At 56.4% G+C, this 15,846-nt stretch carries 15 protein-coding genes and 1 riboswitch; of the genes, 7 read left to right on the top strand and 8 right to left on the bottom strand.

What is annotated here, in order from left to right; genetic code table 11:
- Positions 1-48: 48 nt before the first annotated feature.
- Both yjbE and pgi read right to left on the bottom strand, forming a co-directional pair.
- A complete protein-coding gene (gene yjbE / locus ACMGGP_RS00070; protein ID WP_010252668.1) occupies positions 49-297 on the bottom strand; it encodes an exopolysaccharide production protein YjbE in 249 nt (82 codons plus the stop codon).
- A 565-nt stretch (positions 298-862) separates the two neighbouring features.
- Positions 863-2,509: a glucose-6-phosphate isomerase gene (gene pgi / locus ACMGGP_RS00075; protein WP_498798020.1), complete on the bottom strand. Its 1,647-nt coding sequence runs from the start codon at positions 2,507-2,509 to the stop codon at positions 863-865.
- Between the two features lie 391 nt (positions 2,510-2,900).
- A riboswitch (Lysine riboswitch) is annotated at positions 2,901-3,093 on the top strand.
- A 113-nt stretch (positions 3,094-3,206) separates the two neighbouring features.
- On the opposite strand from pgi, the gene lysC reads away from it, so the two are divergent.
- The 3 genes from lysC to panS all read left to right on the top strand — a co-directional run bounded on the left by lysC (position 3,207) and on the right by panS (position 6,593).
- Complete coding sequence (gene lysC, locus ACMGGP_RS00080; RefSeq protein ID WP_022625207.1) at positions 3,207-4,559, top strand: lysine-sensitive aspartokinase 3; 1,353 nt, start codon at positions 3,207-3,209, stop codon at positions 4,557-4,559.
- A gap of 240 nt (positions 4,560-4,799) precedes the next feature.
- Positions 4,800-5,492, top strand: a complete 693-nt coding sequence (gene aqpZ / locus ACMGGP_RS00085; protein WP_010672203.1) for an aquaporin Z — start codon at positions 4,800-4,802, stop codon at positions 5,490-5,492.
- A gap of 183 nt (positions 5,493-5,675) precedes the next feature.
- The gene (gene panS, locus ACMGGP_RS00090) at positions 5,676-6,593 is read left to right on the top strand and encodes a ketopantoate/pantoate/pantothenate transporter PanS (protein WP_010252655.1); all 918 of its coding nucleotides are present in this window, start codon (positions 5,676-5,678) and stop codon (positions 6,591-6,593) included.
- Between the two features lie 95 nt (positions 6,594-6,688).
- Here panS and ACMGGP_RS00095 read toward each other — a convergent pair whose 3' ends face one another.
- From ACMGGP_RS00095 to ACMGGP_RS00120, 6 genes are all read right to left on the bottom strand, one after another.
- Positions 6,689-8,314 carry a Na/Pi cotransporter family protein gene (locus tag ACMGGP_RS00095; protein ID WP_010672204.1) on the bottom strand — a complete coding sequence of 542 codons (1,626 nt, stop codon included), beginning with the start codon at positions 8,312-8,314 and terminating at the stop codon, positions 6,689-6,691.
- A 108-nt stretch (positions 8,315-8,422) separates the two neighbouring features.
- On the bottom strand, positions 8,423-9,415 hold the full coding sequence (locus tag ACMGGP_RS00100; protein ID WP_498798021.1) for an ABC transporter ATP-binding protein: 993 nt from the start codon (positions 9,413-9,415) through the stop codon (positions 8,423-8,425).
- A gap of 2 nt (positions 9,416-9,417) precedes the next feature.
- Complete coding sequence (locus ACMGGP_RS00105) at positions 9,418-10,203, bottom strand: ABC transporter permease (protein ID WP_498798022.1); 786 nt, start codon at positions 10,201-10,203, stop codon at positions 9,418-9,420.
- An 11-nt stretch (positions 10,204-10,214) separates the two neighbouring features.
- Positions 10,215-11,060 (bottom strand): ABC transporter permease, encoded by an 846-nt coding sequence (locus ACMGGP_RS00110; protein ID WP_498798023.1) that lies wholly within the window; start codon positions 11,058-11,060, stop codon positions 10,215-10,217.
- Entirely contained in the window at positions 11,057-11,869 is an 813-nt protein-coding gene (locus ACMGGP_RS00115; protein ID WP_498798024.1) for an alkaline phosphatase family protein, read from the bottom strand. The genes ACMGGP_RS00110 and ACMGGP_RS00115 overlap by 4 nt, the downstream gene beginning before the upstream one ends.
- 20 nt (positions 11,870-11,889) lie before the next feature.
- Complete coding sequence (locus ACMGGP_RS00120) at positions 11,890-12,951, bottom strand: ABC transporter substrate-binding protein (RefSeq protein WP_010252250.1); 1,062 nt, start codon at positions 12,949-12,951, stop codon at positions 11,890-11,892.
- Between the two features lie 206 nt (positions 12,952-13,157).
- Here ACMGGP_RS00120 and ACMGGP_RS00125 point away from each other — a divergent pair, with 206 nt between their 5' ends.
- The 4 genes from ACMGGP_RS00125 (at position 13,158) to ubiA (ending at position 15,841) form a co-directional block, all read left to right on the top strand.
- Entirely contained in the window at positions 13,158-13,865 is a 708-nt protein-coding gene (locus tag ACMGGP_RS00125; RefSeq protein ID WP_022625213.1) for a UTRA domain-containing protein, read from the top strand.
- Positions 13,866-13,936: 71 nt separating this feature from the next.
- Entirely contained in the window at positions 13,937-14,347 is a 411-nt protein-coding gene (gene psiE, locus ACMGGP_RS00130) for a phosphate-starvation-inducible protein PsiE (protein WP_010252246.1), read from the top strand.
- 86 nt (positions 14,348-14,433) lie between these two features.
- Positions 14,434-14,946, top strand: coding sequence for a chorismate lyase (ubiC, locus tag ACMGGP_RS00135; protein ID WP_010252243.1), 513 nt, complete (start codon positions 14,434-14,436; stop codon positions 14,944-14,946).
- 10 nt (positions 14,947-14,956) lie between these two features.
- Positions 14,957-15,841: a 4-hydroxybenzoate octaprenyltransferase gene (ubiA, locus tag ACMGGP_RS00140; RefSeq protein ID WP_022625214.1), complete on the top strand. Its 885-nt coding sequence runs from the start codon at positions 14,957-14,959 to the stop codon at positions 15,839-15,841.
- The last annotated feature ends 5 nt before the right edge of the window (positions 15,842-15,846 follow it).

Here is a 15,846-nt window from a genome sequence, read left to right on the forward strand (position 1 = left end):
TCTGCCCGTTTGCTGCAGATCAGCAATCAGACGGGGGTCGGGCATCCATCAACGAGTGGTGCTCGTCGTGGTCGTGGTTGTTGTACCGGTATTTGCACCGTCACCACCGCCAGAAGCGGCAATGCCGAGCCCGACCAGCGCGCCAAGTGCACCGATACCCACAGCGGTCGACGTGCCAGCAGAGATTGCTCCCGCCTGCGCGCCAGCTGCGGTACCAGCTTCTTCCGGCGCAGCAAATGCGCTGGAAGAGACGGCAACGAAGATCAAGGCTGCACCGGCAACCATAGTTTTTTTCATAACAGCGTTTCCTGCATTGAGTGAATGAAGGATCTCTGTCCGCTGAGGTTGCAACGCAGTCAGACTGCGGCAAAATCGACAGACAGTCCCATTGCGGGCGCGTTCAGTATAGGGCAACAAAATACCAGAGTTCAGCACCGGAAAAACCAGGGTGAATAGCGGGGTGGGCGCGTGATTTAATTAGCTGGATTGGGGATAACTACTTTTTATATCGGAATATTTCGGGCTGATGCCAGATATTTCGCTGCTGGCGAATCAATTGCAAAGCGTAATGTTCTTTTTTATTAATATCTGGTACGGAATAAGAATAATCAGAATTTACTCAGGATTGCTGAAACTGAATATGATTATGAATCAATAGCTAACAATAGAGATTACCCGATTTCAGGACCATTTTATACTTTATGCTGGCCCGTTCAGCGCATCGATGTTCAGAATTATCTTAGGTTATTTTAAGACTTTTCCCTGACAACCCATGCTCTCCAACGATATAAACAGCCCATTCAGATGTAAAAACAGTCAAAAAAAGGGCGGCAAAGTGGCCGCCCGATGAAATTAACGCCGATTAACGCCAGGATTTATAGCGGTTAATTAAGGCATTAGTGGAGCTGTCGTGAGTGGTAACTTCGTCCTCGTTTTCCAGTTCCGGCAGAATACGGTTCGCCAGCTGCTTACCTAATTCCACACCCCACTGATCGAAAGTGAAGATATTCAGGATGGCACCCTGAGTGAAGATTTTGTGCTCATACAGGGCAATCAGCGCGCCCAGGCTGTAAGGGGTAATCTCACGCAGCAGGATGGAGTTAGTCGGGCGGTTACCTTCAAACACCTTGAACGGCACGATATGGGCTACAGACTCTGCAGATTTACCGGCATCGGTAAACTCTTTCTCTACAACGTCCCATGACTTACCAAACGCCAGCGCTTCAGTCTGGGCAAAGAAGTTAGAGAGCAGCTTCGGATGGTGATCCGCGAGCGCATTATGGGTAATGGCCGGCGCAATAAAGTCGCACGGAACCAGCTTGGTACCCTGGTGGATCAGCTGATAAAACGCGTGCTGACCGTTGGTGCCAGGTTCGCCCCAGATGATGGGGCCAGTCTGGTAGTCCACCGGATGACCGGCACGATCCACATACTTGCCGTTTGACTCCATATTGCCCTGCTGGAAATAGGCGGCAAAGCGGTGCATGTACTGGTCGTAAGGCAGAATCGCTTCGGTTTCAGCACCAAAGAAATTGTTGTACCAGATGCCAATCAGTGCCAGCAGCACCGGCAGGTTCTGCTCAGCCGGCGCAGAGGCGAAGTGCTGGTCCATGGCATGTGCGCCGCTCAGCAGCTGCTCGAAGTTATCGAAACCAATCGAGAGAATGATCGACAGGCCGATCGCTGACCACAGTGAATAGCGGCCGCCAACCCAGTCCCAGAATTCAAACATGTTGTTGGTGTCGATACCAAATTCGCCCACCGCTTTGGCGTTGGTCGACAGCGCAGCAAAGTGTTTCGCTACGTGCTGCTGGTCGCCTGCCGTTTTCAGGAACCAGTCGCGCGCGCTGTGGGCGTTGGTCATGGTTTCCTGGGTGGTGAAGGTTTTCGATGCCACCAGGAACAGGGTGGTTTCCGGGCTGAGGTCTTTCAGCGTTTCGGCGATGTGGGTGCCGTCAACGTTAGAGACAAAATGCATGTTCAGATGGTTTTTGTACGGGCGCAGCGCTTCAGTCACCATAAACGGGCCGAGGTCAGAGCCGCCGATACCGATATTCACCACGTCGGTGATCGCTTTACCGGTATAGCCTTTCCATTCGCCGCTGATGATGCGCTCAGAGAACCCTTTCATCTTATCCAGCACCGCGTTGACCTCTGGCATCACATCTTTGCCATCCACCAGAATCGGCGTGTTACTCCGGTTACGCAGCGCGACGTGCAGCACCGCACGATCTTCGGTGCGGTTAATCTTCTCACCCGAGAACATAGACTTAATGGCACCGCTCAGGTCGGTCTCTTTGGCCAGCGCCTGTAACTTATCGAGGGTTTCCTGGGTGATGCGGTTTTTGGAGAAATCCACCAGCATCTGATCATCAAAGGTGGCAGAGAATTTGGCAAAACGATCGGCATCCTGGGCGAACAGATCGGCAATTTCTACCGACTTCATCTGCTCAAAATGCTGTTGCAGCGCTTTCCAGGCTGCGGTTTGTGTCGGATTGATATTTTTCATGGCAACACTCTTGTTGATATTAAGAACCGTCATTCCATCGGAGGCACATCATGCCCGTTTAGCGTTTCAGTATGACCACAGTTGTAACTGAAAGGAAAAATTTTGTCAGCGCGCGCCGGACAGGCGATCTGAACGCCGCTGTTTATCGCCAGCATTCACTGGCGCGAACAGCCAGCGGACCGCAGAGGCAACGCGCGGTAAAGTGTGACGCGAAAGTCTGCGCAAAACGTTGTGCCGTATCAGGGATTGCTGCATGGGCTGAACCCATTAAGCACTGTAGCCGCTGCGACGCAGAGTCATTTGTTTTCTGATGCGGCGCTCCGGGCATCGCTGACATTGACAGCAGGTCCAGAAAAGGCTAGATCTATGCGCCTACTTGCGCACCTGTGCGCAAGCCAGAAGAGGCGCGTCGCCCAGGCAGTGTGTTGGAGGAACCGTATCCGGTGAAAACACATGATGGGGAGCGACGCCGAGGTGGGTCAGCACGCGGTGTGCTGCCTGTCGGCTACAGGGGCTGAATCCTCTGGGTTGTCACCAGAAACGTCTGCAGTCGACGTTTCGCAAGGTGGGGCGCTTCTGGGTGACTCGTCTATCCGATCTTGTCCGCCCGTTTCTGCTCTTTCCTTGTGCCTGGCTGAAAGAATGTTTCTCGACCCTTTCATCGGCGAGAACAAGATAACCTGACACGAGGTCCTACATGTCTCAAACACTGATAGTGGCAAAATTCGGCGGCACCAGCGTAGCCGATTTTGAAGCGATGAACCGCAGCGCCGATGTGGTGTTGCAGGACGCCAGCACGCGTCTGGTGGTGCTCTCTGCTTCGGCGGGCATTACTAATCTGCTGGTTGCGCTGGCTGAAGGCCAGCAGGCTCCCCAGCGCGCTGTGCTGCTTGATGATATCCGCCGTATCCAGTACGCCATTGTTGATCGCCTGCAGCGTCCGGAAGTGATCCGCGATGAAATCGATCGGATGATCGACAATATCAGCATGCTTTCCGAAGCCGCCTCACTGGCCACCTCGAATGCCCTGACCGATGAACTGGTCAGCCACGGTGAGCTGATGTCATCACTGCTGTTTGTGGAAATTCTGCGTGAACGCCAGGTTAATGCGGAGTGGTTCGATGTCCGCAAGGTAATGCGTACCGACGATCATTTTGGCCGGGCAGTACCGGATGTACAGGTGCTGGCGGAGCAGGCGACGGCGCAGTTACAGCCGCGCATTGAGCAGGCATTGGTCATTACTCAGGGTTTCATCGGCAGTGAAAGCGAAGGGCGCACCACCACCCTGGGTCGCGGCGGCAGTGATTACACCGCCGCGCTGCTGGGCGAAGCGCTGAACGCGGCGCGTGTGGATATCTGGACGGATGTACCGGGCATCTACACCACCGACCCGCGCGTGGTGCCGACGGCGAAGCGTATTGATGAAATTACTTTTGAAGAAGCCGCTGAAATGGCGACGTTCGGTGCGAAAGTGCTGCACCCGGCGACGCTGCTTCCCGCTGTACGCCGGGGTATTCCGGTATTTGTCGGTTCCAGTAAGGATCCGGCAGCCGGTGGGACCCGCGTCTGCAATGAAACCCGCAACCCGCCGCTGTTTCGGGCGCTTGCGCTACGCCGTAAGCAGACGCTGTTAACGCTGCACAGCCTTAACATGCTGCATACGTTTGGTTTCCTTGCCGAACTCTTCAATATTCTGGCGCGTCATAACGTCTCGGTTGACCTGATCACCACCTCCGAAGTGAGCGTGGCACTGACGCTCGACACCACCGGATCGACCTCAACCAGTGCCAGCCTGCTGACCCAGGCTTTACTGACTGAACTCTCGTCGCTGTGCCGGGTTGAAGTGGAAGAAGATCTGGCGCTGGTGGCGATTATCGGCAACCAGCTGTCAAAAGCGTGCGGCGTCGGCAAAGAGGTGTTTGGTGTGCTCGACCCGTTCAACCTGCGGATGATTTGCTACGGTGCCAGCAGCTACAACCTCTGCTTCCTGGTACCGGGCAACGATGCGGAAAGCGTGGTACGTACGCTGCATCGTAATCTGTTCGAGTAAACTTCTCTGCCATTCAGGCCGCGTCAGTGCGGCCTGAAAAACGGCAAGAATGGTTCATATCTCCCTCATTACTCCCCGGCACGCGACTTCCGATAAATCCCCTTAATACAGAAAGTTACATTCTGTTATTGCCAAATGGCAACCCCTTTCTCTGCGCATTTCGTGCACCTGCATTGCGCTCCCTTTCCGCAGATTTATAATCCCGCCGCTGAATTAATTCACCCAAATTTAGGAAATATCATGAAAAGGTTAGTCGCAGAGGCGCTGGGTACCTTCGTGCTGGTGGCCGGCGGTTGTGGAAGTGCCGTGCTGTCAGCTGCGTTCCCGGAGCTGGGCATTGGCTTCATGGGCGTGGCGCTGGCTTTCGGGCTGAGCGTGCTGGTCATGGCGTATGCGGTCGGTCACATCTCAGGCGGGCACTTTAACCCGGCGGTGACCCTGGGATTAGTGGCAGGCGGACGTTTTCCCGCGTCTCAGGCTATCCCTTACATCATCGCGCAACTGGCTGGCGGCATTGCCGCTGGCGCGGTGCTCTATCTGATCGCCAGCGGTAAAGGCGACTTCAGTGCAGCGGCCAGCGGCTTTGCGGCGAATGGCTACGGTGAACACTCGCCGGGCGGCTTCAGCCTGCAGTCAGGTATGATCGCCGAAGGGGTGATGACCGCTATCTTCCTGATTGTGATTATGGGTGCCACCAGCGAGCGCGCGCCGAAAGGCTTTGCACCTATTGCGATCGGCCTGGCGTTAACCCTGATCCACCTGATCAGCATTCCGGTAACCAATACCTCGGTTAACCCGGCACGCAGCACCGCGGCAGCCCTGTTCCAGGGTGACTGGGCGATCTCTCAGCTGTGGATGTTCTGGTTAATGCCGATTATCGGTGCCGTGATTGGTGGTTTGATCTACCGCGGTTTAGAGGAAAAAGCAGCGTAATTTCTTCGATATGCAGCGGATCGGCAGCAGTCGATCCGCATTTTGCCGCCTCGCCCCATCTTCGCCTTACGCCATGATAATGAAATGTTATGATCCCGCCTTCGTCACGGCAGTCGTTCCTGCATGATGACTCTCTATGGCAAATCTGCATAAAACATAACATTCTTATAAGGAAGTCTGGCTATGCTCGCCACGTTAACCCGCCTGTTCCCGCTCTGGGCCGTGCTGTTGTCTGTCGCCGCTTATTACTCTCCAGGTACGTTTCTCGGCATCGGACCCTGGGTCACTTATCTGCTGATGCTGATTATGTTCGGCATGGGTGTGACCCTGAATATCGACGATTTTAAACGGGTCCTGACCCGACCTGCGCCGGTGATTGCCGGAACCTTTCTGCACTATCTGGTGATGCCGTTAGCCGCCTGGGGACTGGCAAAACTGTTTCATATGCCGCCCGATCTGGCTGCCGGTATGATTCTGGTCGGCTCAGTTGCCAGCGGCACCGCCAGCAACGTCATGATCTATCTGGCGAAGGGGGATGTGGCGCTGTCGGTGACGATCTCGTCAGTCTCTGCGCTGGTGGGTGTATTCGCCACGCCGCTGTTAACCCGCTTTTATGTTGATACCCACATTCAGGTTGATGTGGCTGGCATGCTGCTGAGCATCGTGAAGATCGTCGTGATCCCCATCTCCCTGGGACTGATCATTCATCACAGCATGAACAGCGTGGTTCGCCGGGTGGAACCCTGGCTGCCTGCGTTTTCGATGGTCTGTATTCTGCTGATCATCAGTGCGGTGGTGGCGGGCAGTCAGGCCTTTATTGGATCGGTGGGTCTGATGGTGATCGCGGCGGTGATCCTGCATAACGCGATTGGCCTGCTTGGCGGCTACTGGGGCGGTAAGCTGTTTGGCTTCGATGAGTCAACCTGCCGTACCCTGGCGCTTGAGGTCGGCATGCAAAACTCCGGTCTGGCGGCGACGCTGGGAAAACTCTACTTCTCACCACTGGCGGCATTGCCAGGCGCGCTGTTCTCGGTGTGGCACAACCTGTCAGGTTCACTGCTGGCGGGTTACTGGTCAGGGAAGCCGATTAAGAAGAAGTAACAGTGGCGGCGCATTATTGCACTGCGCCGCATCTCACTGCTGCCGCGCCGGACGATCGTCGTTCCGGCGCGGCAGGTTATTCACTCCACTCAGTTTTATTCATAGTCACGTTCATCGTCGGGCTGTTCCAGCACCGTGTAGGCCACACTACAAAACAGTGAATTCAGGCGCTTCATGTCGCCCAGTAAACCGAGATGCAGCGAACTGGTCTCAATACTCTGCACGTTCTTCTGGTGCAGGCGGTCAACATGCGCATGAGAGTAGCGGCGGATCATCAGACGGAAGCGATGTTTAGCGCGGCGCAGACGTTTAGCACTGGTGATATCGTGTGACAGAAACACCGACAGACTCATTCTGAGGTTAGCGATCAGCAGCTCATGCAGCTCCTGCAGCTCTTTTAATCCCTCGGCAGAGAACGCGCGGCCCGCTGCCAGTGACTTGTCAGCGACATCGCCGCTCATCCGCTCAATGATGTCCCCGGCCTGCTCCAGATTTAGTGACATTTCAATGATTTCGCCCCAGCGACGTGAGTCCTCTTCGGGGAGGTCCTCTTTTGGCATCCGCGCCAGATAGAGTTTGATGGCGGTATAGAGCACATCGACATCATCATCCAGCCTGCGCACCGTGCGTTCCTCGCGGGATTCGCCATGTACCACCTTATTAAACGCCTCCAGCATCTGCTCCAGCACGTCGCCCATGCGTAACGCTTCGCGGGCGGCATTCACCAGCGCCAGCGCCGGCGTATCCAGCGCGCTGCGATCGAGGTGCTTCGGCTTGAGGTGCAGCGCGTTATCCACGTCGTCGGCGATCATACGGCGACAGAGGCGCGCCATCAGGTCAGCAAACGGCACCATCGCCACGCAGCGGATCAGGTTGTAAAACACATGGAAGAAAATCACTAACTCTTCATCGTTGACCGGCAGCTTATCCAGCCACTCCGCCACAATATCGACAAACGGCAGGATGAACACACAGCCGATCAGCTTGAACAGCAGGCTGCCGAGCGCCACGCGCTTGCCCGCAGCATTCGAGCCGCTGGCGTTGATCATCGCCAGCAGGCCGCTACCGAGATTGGCACCAATCACCAGACAGAGCGCCACCTTGAATGAAATCACGCCGGTGGCGGTGAGCGTCGCGGTGATCAGCACCGCGGCCAGGCTGGAGTAGCTGATGATGGCGAACACCGCACCCAGCAGCGCATCGAGCATCACGTCGCCGGTCAGGCTGGAGAAAAGCACCTGGACACCGGCAGCCTGGGTAATCGGGCGAGCCGCTTCGACAATCAGCTGCAGCGCCAGCAATATCAGGCCCAGGCCAATACTGGCCCGGCCTAACTGACCCGCACGGGTCTGCTTGCGGCTGAGGAAGAACACCACGCCAAAGAAGATAAACAGCGGTGAGAGCCAGGAGAGATCAAACGTCAGGATACGCGCCATAATCGCGGTGCCGACATCCGCGCCAAGAATCACCACCAGCGCGGGCGTCAGGCTGACCAGATTCTGCGCCACAAAAGAGGTCACCAGCAGCGTGGTGGCGTTGCTGCTCTGCACCAGCGTGGTCACGCCAATGCCCGCCAGAAACGCCATCGGTTTTTTTTCTATGCTGCGGCTCAGGACGCGGCGCAGATCGGCACCGTAGACCCGCATGATGCCGGTTCGTACGATATGCGTGCCCCAGACCAGCAGGGCCACCGCAGAGAGTAAATTAAGCAGGGTTAACACGTGGTGTCGCTCCTCGAATGTCAGGCTCAAAGCACAGACTGCCAGCCTGACGGAAGAGAGCAATCTGTGAAGGGGATTGCCGTGCTATGCGTGATTTTTTCCTGTGTTTTAAGCCACCTGGCGCAAAGTCGACATCTCCAATTGTAGACCAATCTTCCTGCCAGCGGGATGCAAATCCGCCGCCGATCGGTTAAGCACATCAACCGAAAGTTCCACATCATGCGCCCGGATACGATAGCGGATCACGTTGCCCAGCAGGCTGTGGCTGAGGATTTCCGCAGGAATGCCCTGGCCCGGCGCGGTGAACAGCATTGATTCCGGGCGAATGGCCACCTGGCTGTGGAAAGGCTGACCGGTCAGTCGCGTCGCCTGCTCAGCGCTCAGCAGGTTGTAGTTGCCAATAAATCCGGCGGCGAAGAGATCGACCGGTTGGGTATAGAGCGCTTCGGCATCGCCATTCTGCACGATTTTGCCCCGGTTCATCAGCACGATACGATCGGAGAGCGTCAGCGCTTCCTCCTGATCGTGGGTGACGAACAGGGTGGTGAGATTCAGCTCGCGCTGGATGCGCCGGATTTGATCGCGCAGATGGCGGCGAATACGCGCATCCAGCGCCGACAGCGGTTCATCCAGCAGCAGCAGACGCGGACGCGTCACCAGCGAACGAGCCAGTGCTACGCGCTGGCACTGCCCGCCTGACAACTGGTGCGGATAACGGCGCGCGTAATCATTGAGTTCAACCAGCTCCAGCACCTCCAGCACCCGCTGGCGAATCTGCGCTTCGGGCAGTTTCTGCATCTTCAGGCCAAATGCGACGTTCTTCTCTACCGTCATGTTGGGAAACAGCGCATAGCTCTGAAACACCATACCGATGGCGCGCTTCTGTGGGGTCAGCGGTACGATATCTTTGCCCTCCAGCCTGATTTCACCGCTGTCGACGCCGGTTAATCCCGCCAGACAACGCAGCAGCGTCGATTTACCGCAGCCGCTGGGGCCGAGCAGGGTGACAAATTCCCCTTCAGCGGCGCTGAAATCGATTTGCTCAAAAATGGGCGTGGGTCCATAGGACTTGTTCAGCTCTCTGACCTCAAGGTAACTCATATTCAGCCTCGTTCGGGATTCAGGGCGTTGGCCAGCCAGGTAACCAGCAGCACCACAAAGAAGTAGGAGATCACCAGCGCGCTGGTGAAGTGACCGCTGCCGTTACGCATGTTGAAGAGGTAAACCTGCAGGGTTTCATAGCGGTTGCCGACCAGCAGGTTAGCGAAGACAAATTCGCCAATCAGGAAGGAGAAAGAGAGCAGCACGGCAATCAGCATCCCTTTGCGCAGGTTGGGCAGCACGACCCACAGCGCCGCCTGCCAGGTGCTGGCACCCAGCAACTGCGCGGCATCAATCAGCTCTTTGAGGTTGATCGCCTGCATATTGTTCGCCAGCGCCCGGTAGATAAAGGGCAACGCGATAGTGAAATAACAGCCGATTAAGATCCACGGCGTGCCGGTCAGCATCAGCGGTGACGAAGAGTAGAGTTGCAGTAATCCCACTGACGACACCACCGGCGGCACGGCGAAAGGCATCAGGATCAGGACGTTCATCACCGCATCCAGTCGAGGAAAATAGTAAGCGATTACAAACATGGCAGGCAGCACCAGCACCAGCGAGAACAGAAGCGAACCCAGGCAAATCAGCAGCGAATGGCCCAGCGCCGTCAGAAATCGCGGGTCGCTCCAGAGCTGGATGAACCACTTCAGGCTATAGCCCTGTGGCAGAATGGTGTTACTCCAGTCGGACGACAGTGCATAAAGCAGTGTGGCCAGTAAAGGCAGTGCCAGCAGGGTAAAGAGTAACCCGACCATTATCCGGTGATAGAGGTGCTCAGCACGTGACATGGCGGCTCCTTTCATGGCTGTTTCGCATTGAGATAGCTACGGCGCACCAGATACTGCTGCACCAGGGTGATCAGCGCCATAATCGCCACCAGCAGCATCGCCAGCGCGCTACCGGTGTTGGGATCCAGCGAGATATCGCCGGAGACCAGCGCGGCAATACGCACCGGCACCACGTTGAAATTACCCGTGGTCAGGGCATAAATCGTGGCGTAAGCGCCCAGCGCATTCGCCAGCAGGATCACAAAGGTCCCGAGCAGCGCCGGAAACAGAATCGGCAGGCCGATATGCCACCAGTAGTGCCAGCGGCTGGCACCCAGCAGCGCAGCGGACTCCTGCCACTCTTTTTTCAGCCCGTCGAACGCCGGGTAGAGCAGCAGCACGCCCAGCGGGATCTGGAACCAGGTGTAGACCAGCACCATGCCGTTGCGCGAGAAGAGTCTGAAGCTCTCAATCAGACCATAATGGCGCAACAGCAATGTCAGGCAGCCGTTCAGCCCCAGCAGAATCACAAAGGCAAACGCCAGCGGGACACCGGCAAAGTTGCTGGTCATGTTGGTAAAAGCGATGAGAAAGCGCTGCAGTCGCCCGCCGCCGAGCTGATGCAGTGAATAGCCGGTGACCAGTGCAATCAGTAAGCCGTAGACGCTTGACCAGAGTGAGATATCCAGCGAAAAACGAAACGCCTGCTGGTAGAAGGGCGAGGTGAGAATGTCCTGATAGTTATCCCAGCCCCACTGGCTGTTCATCTCACTCCAGAAGCTGCTAATGGCGATCCACAACAGCGGTGCCAGCTGAAAGGCGACCCAGAACAGGGTGAACGGTAACAGCAGCAGCAGCGCGACTCCTTTTCCTCTCATCTCTTCGACTCCGCCAGCAGGCCGCGACAGACCGGCTTGTCATGCGCCACCTCAAGCAGTTCACACAGCGTGCCGCACAGATCGGTCTGCTGCGGTGCCAGGTCAGGCTGCAGCGAGAAAGCCCGGCCAAAGACAAACAGCGGCACCGTGGTCTCTTCCGGCAGAATGCCGCCGTGGGAGCGATCGTCATTCATGCCGTGATCGGCGGTCACCATCACCTGATAGCCCTCAGCCAGCCACAAGGGCATCCACTGCGACAGCAGGCCGTCGGCGATGCGTGCCCGGTTGCGGTACTGTGGCGAGGAGAGGCCCGATTTATGACCGGCATCGTCGATATTCATCGGGTGGATTAGCAGAAAATCGGGATCGTGACGCAGCCGCAGGCTTTCTGCATCTTCAAACAGATGCGAGTCGGGATAGCTATCGTCAGAATAAAAATGGCCATACTGAATGGGCAGGTCCGGCGCGTCAGTGTGACGATCGCGCGCCGGAACGAACGGCGTTTGGTTATAAAGCTCACTCACCCAGTGGTAGGCCGCCGCCGCAGTCGTCAGTCCCGCCGCTCGCGCAAAGTGAAAGATGCTACGCTCGCGGCTTAACCGGCTGACGCCATTATGAATAATGCCGCTTCTGACCGGCGGAACACCGGTCAGAATGCACTCATAAAGCGGGCGTGACAGCGAGGGTAACTCACAGGTCATACGGTAATAAAATCCGTTGCCCTGCGAACATTCGGCATGCAGGTAACCCATTGCATGTTGTGCGACCTGATTGCTCAGGCCGTCCAGCACTACCAAAATGGTCTTCATTCCGTTCTCCCTGCCGCGAATTACTGCTGCATGTTGATGATGACGTTTTCCTGCCACAGGCGCGGCAGCATTTTCGACGATTTATCCCAGGCAGCCTGATCCTTCACCGGACGGGCATTTTTATATTCAGATTGCGGCAGCAGGCGAGCCTGGACGTCCGCTGGCAGCGTCAGATGCTCGGCACGAATCGGACGGGCATAGCCTTTCGCCAGATTGATCTGTCCCTGGTCTGAGAAGATATATTCGCGCGTCAGTTTTGCGGCGTTAGGGTGTTTCGCATATTTGTTGATGACGGTGGTGTAGCCGGAGGTCACGGAGCCATCAGACGGGATCACCACTTCGTAGCGGTTTTTGTCGATCTGGTCCCGGTAGTTAAGGGCGTTAAAGTCCCACACCACCGCCATCTGCACTTCGCCTTTTTCGATATTGGCAATCACCGGATCGGTAACGCCAAGACGACCCTGTTTGGCCAGATCGGCAAAGAAAGCCAGCGCCGGTTTCAGGTTCTTCTCATCGCCACCTAAGGCGTAGTTTGCCGCCAGTACGCCGTTAGCCGCCTGAGCTGCCACGCCGACGTCACCGATAGTAACCACATACTTACCTTTTTTCAGATCGGCCCAGCTGTGGGGGATATCTTTAACCTGCTGCTTGTCGATCAGGAAGGCGATGGTGCCGGTATAGGCCAGCGCCCAGTGGCCATCTTTATCTTTAGCCCAGGCCGGAATCTGATCCCAGTGAGTGGGTTTATAGGGCTGGGTCACACCTTTAGCGACAGCGATCGGGCCAAAGGCGGCACCCACGTCACCGATGTCAGCGCTGGCGTTCTCTTTTTCTGCATCGAATTTCGCCAGCTCCTGCGCCGATGACATATCGGTATCGCTGTGCTTAAGGCCATATTTGCTGCTGATGTCGTTCCAGGTATCTTTCCAGTTAGCCCAGCTATCCGGCATCCCGACGCTGTTGACCTGGCCTTCACTGCGTGCCGCTTTTTCCAGTGCGGCAAGGTCGTTATCGGCGGCCTGCGCAACGGGCAGGGTGAGCACTACAGCACTGGCTACTACAGAGGCGATAAACGCTTTCATCTCAGTTGCTCCGGGTGTAAGTTGATGGGCCTGGCTGGTCTAGTCCAGCAAGAACCGAGCCAATGTAGCCCCTGTATATGAACGATTTATGACAGGGCGGCGCTGTGCGGGGGATGGGCGATGAAAGATGTGACCCGTTCGCCTGTCACAGGCGCGTTTACCTGAACAGTAAGAGTGCGGAGTCGCACCAAAATGAGGCTACTGTTGTGGAGTCGATAGCACTCAAAACGGCGGATGCGATCGCCAGCGTCCTGCTGACGCGTATTCAGGCCGGAGAGTTCAGCGCCGGGCGACTGCCGGCGGAGCGTGCCTTAAGCGAAGCGTTCAGCACGACCCGGATTACCCTTCGGGAAGCATTGGGCAAGCTGGAAGCCCAGGGGATGATCTACCGGGAACTGCGTCGCGGCTGGTTTATCGCACCGCCGCGGCTGATCTATAACCCGCTGCATCACAGCCACTTTCATGCCATGGCAATGGAGCAGGGACGGCAGGCGGCTACCGAGGTCATCGCCGCCGAACAGGTCGCGGCACACGACAGCGTGGCGACAGCGCTGCGGCTGGCCTCCGGTTCGTCGGTTTACTGCATCCGCCGCCTGCGGCGCATCGACGGGCGCGCGGTGCTCTATGTTGAACACTACCTCAATCCGCGTTTTTTTCCTGGTCTGCTTGATGAAGATTTGACCCGCTCACTGACCGATCTCTATGACCAGCGCTACGGCATTCGTTACGGCGGCGCGCGCTTCACCATCCTGCCCGGCCCGCTGCCGGAGGTCGCCGCACCCATGCTGAATGTGGCACCGGGCAGCCCCGGTTTGTTGATCACCCGCATCAATCGCAACCAGCAAAAAGAGGTGATTGATTGCGACTGTGAATACTGGCGTTACGATGCGCTCTGTGTTGATGTGGAGGCCTGAGGAGTTATTGTGATTTGCGTCACACTCGCGCATGATACCGCGCGCTAACAACTCCTTTTTTAAGGCGCAACATGAGTGACAAAAATCCTTTGGCCCGCCACCTTGCAACGGTACTGCAATGGGTGCTGAATCTGGGTCTGCTGAGTCTGGCGATCATCCTGATCGTCTTTTTAGGCAAAGAAACTATCCATCTGGCAAACGTGCTGTTTAACACCAGCGAGCAGTCATCCTCCTATCTGTTGATTGAGGGGATTGTCATTTATTTCCTCTACTTCGAATTTATTGCTTTGATTGTTAAGTACTTTCAGTCGGGATATCACTTTCCGCTGCGCTATTTTGTCTATATCGGTATCACGGCAATTATCCGCCTGATTATCGTCGACCATAAAAATCCCTTCGATACGCTCTGTTACTCTGCGGCGATTCTGATTCTGGTAATCACTCTGTGGCTGGCAAACAGCAACCGCCTGAAACGCGAGTAATCTCCCTGCCGTCTGTCATGACGGCAGGTGTTCGCATCGCGTCTCTGCGCTAAACTAGCGTCCTGAAAATTATTGGGAGTGGTGCTATGTCGCAAGACGCGCTCAGCTTATTACGTGCGCTCAACTGGCTTTCTCCGTCGCAGGCAACCCTTGCGCCGCCATTGCTCGACTGGCTGATGGAGGAGGATTCAATGACGCGCCGTTTTGAACAACATTGTCAGCGGGTCACGGTTCAGCCGCTGCGTGAAGGCTTTATCGACGCCAGCGAGTTGGGTGATGAAAAGGGCTTGTTGCCAGACGATCAACGCTTCTGGCTGCGTGAAGTGTTGCTGTTCGGCGACGATCAGCCCTGGCTGGCTGGCCGTACGCTGGTGCCGGAAAGCACCCTTAACGGGCCAGAAGCGATGCTGCAGCAGCTGGGCACCCGGCCGCTGGGTCGCTATCTCTTCTCCTCTTCAACGCTGACCCGCGATTTTATTGAGCCGGGGCAGGTGGAGGGATTGTGGGGACGACGTTCACGCCTGCGTCTCTCCGGCAAACCGCTGCTGCTGACTGAACTATTTTTACCGGCATCGCCGCTCTATCGCGATCTGGTCTGAGGATCCTGTGGTGCAAAATAGCTTAAGTATAAATAAATGGCGGGCCTACACGCGCCTGATGCGTATCGATAAGCCGATCGGTACGCTGCTGCTGATGTGGCCAACGCTCTGGGCATTATGGCTGGCTGACATGGCGATTCCGCCGCTGCCGGTGCTGGCGGTGTTTGTTGCCGGGGTCATCGTGATGCGTGCAGCCGGTTGTGTGATCAATGACTACGCCGATCGCAAAGTAGACGGTCATGTCGAACGTACGAAGCATCGGCCACTGGCCAGCGGCGCGGTGAGTGCAAAAGAGGCTAAGCTGCTGTTCGTGATACTGGCTCTGGCGGCTTTTGCGCTGGTACTGACCATGAACATGATGACGATTATGCTCTCCGTGGTGGGGCTGGCGCTGGCCTGGGTCTATCCCTTTATGAAGCGTTATACCCACCTGCCGCAGGTAGTGCTGGGTGCCGCCTTTGGCTGGGCCATTCCCATGGCATGGTCCGCAGTTAGTGAGTCCTTACCTCTGGTCTGCTGGCTGGTATTCATCGCCAACATCTGCTGGACGGTCGCCTATGACACTCAGTATGCGATGGTGGATCGGGATGATGACCTGAAGATTGGCGTGAAGTCGACCGCGATTCTCTTTGGCCGTTTCGACAAGCTAATCATTGGTCTGCTGCAACTGGCGACGCTGCTGCTGATGGCGCTGGTTGGCCTCATGCTACATCTGAACAGCGCCTTCTACTGGACGCTATTACTGGCCGCCGCGCTGTTTGTTTATCAACAGAAGCTGATCGCCGGACGCGAGCGGCAACCCTGTTTCCAGGCTTTTCTCAATAATAACTATGTTGGGATGGTGCTGTTCCTCGGTGTACTGATGAATACCCCGCCGTTCAGCCAGCTGTTCTGACAGGG

The organism is Curtobacterium sp. BNK-1 (assembly GCF_048685235.1).
GTDB lineage: Bacteria > Pseudomonadota > Gammaproteobacteria > Enterobacterales > Enterobacteriaceae > Pantoea > Pantoea agglomerans.

What these genes read in the sequence shown, in the direction of transcription:
- yjbE (WP_010252668.1), bottom strand. Translation starts at nt 297, where the DNA reads ATGAAAAAAACTATGGTTGCCGGTGCAGCCTTGATCTTCGTTGCCGTC.
- pgi (WP_498798020.1), bottom strand. Translation starts at nt 2,509, where the DNA reads ATGAAAAATATCAATCCGACACAAACCGCAGCCTGGAAAGCGCTGCAA.
- lysC (WP_022625207.1), top strand. Translation starts at nt 3,207, where the DNA reads ATGTCTCAAACACTGATAGTGGCAAAATTCGGCGGCACCAGCGTAGCC.
- aqpZ (WP_010672203.1), top strand. Translation starts at nt 4,800, where the DNA reads ATGAAAAGGTTAGTCGCAGAGGCGCTGGGTACCTTCGTGCTGGTGGCC.
- panS (WP_010252655.1), top strand. Translation starts at nt 5,676, where the DNA reads ATGCTCGCCACGTTAACCCGCCTGTTCCCGCTCTGGGCCGTGCTGTTG.
- ACMGGP_RS00100 (WP_498798021.1), bottom strand. Translation starts at nt 9,415, where the DNA reads ATGAGTTACCTTGAGGTCAGAGAGCTGAACAAGTCCTATGGACCCACG.
- ACMGGP_RS00105 (WP_498798022.1), bottom strand. Translation starts at nt 10,203, where the DNA reads ATGTCACGTGCTGAGCACCTCTATCACCGGATAATGGTCGGGTTACTC.
- ACMGGP_RS00110 (WP_498798023.1), bottom strand. Translation starts at nt 11,060, where the DNA reads ATGAGAGGAAAAGGAGTCGCGCTGCTGCTGCTGTTACCGTTCACCCTG.
- ACMGGP_RS00115 (WP_498798024.1), bottom strand. Translation starts at nt 11,869, where the DNA reads ATGAAGACCATTTTGGTAGTGCTGGACGGCCTGAGCAATCAGGTCGCA.
- ACMGGP_RS00120 (WP_010252250.1), bottom strand. Translation starts at nt 12,951, where the DNA reads ATGAAAGCGTTTATCGCCTCTGTAGTAGCCAGTGCTGTAGTGCTCACC.
- psiE (WP_010252246.1), top strand. Translation starts at nt 13,937, where the DNA reads ATGAGTGACAAAAATCCTTTGGCCCGCCACCTTGCAACGGTACTGCAA.
- ubiC (WP_010252243.1), top strand. Translation starts at nt 14,434, where the DNA reads ATGTCGCAAGACGCGCTCAGCTTATTACGTGCGCTCAACTGGCTTTCT.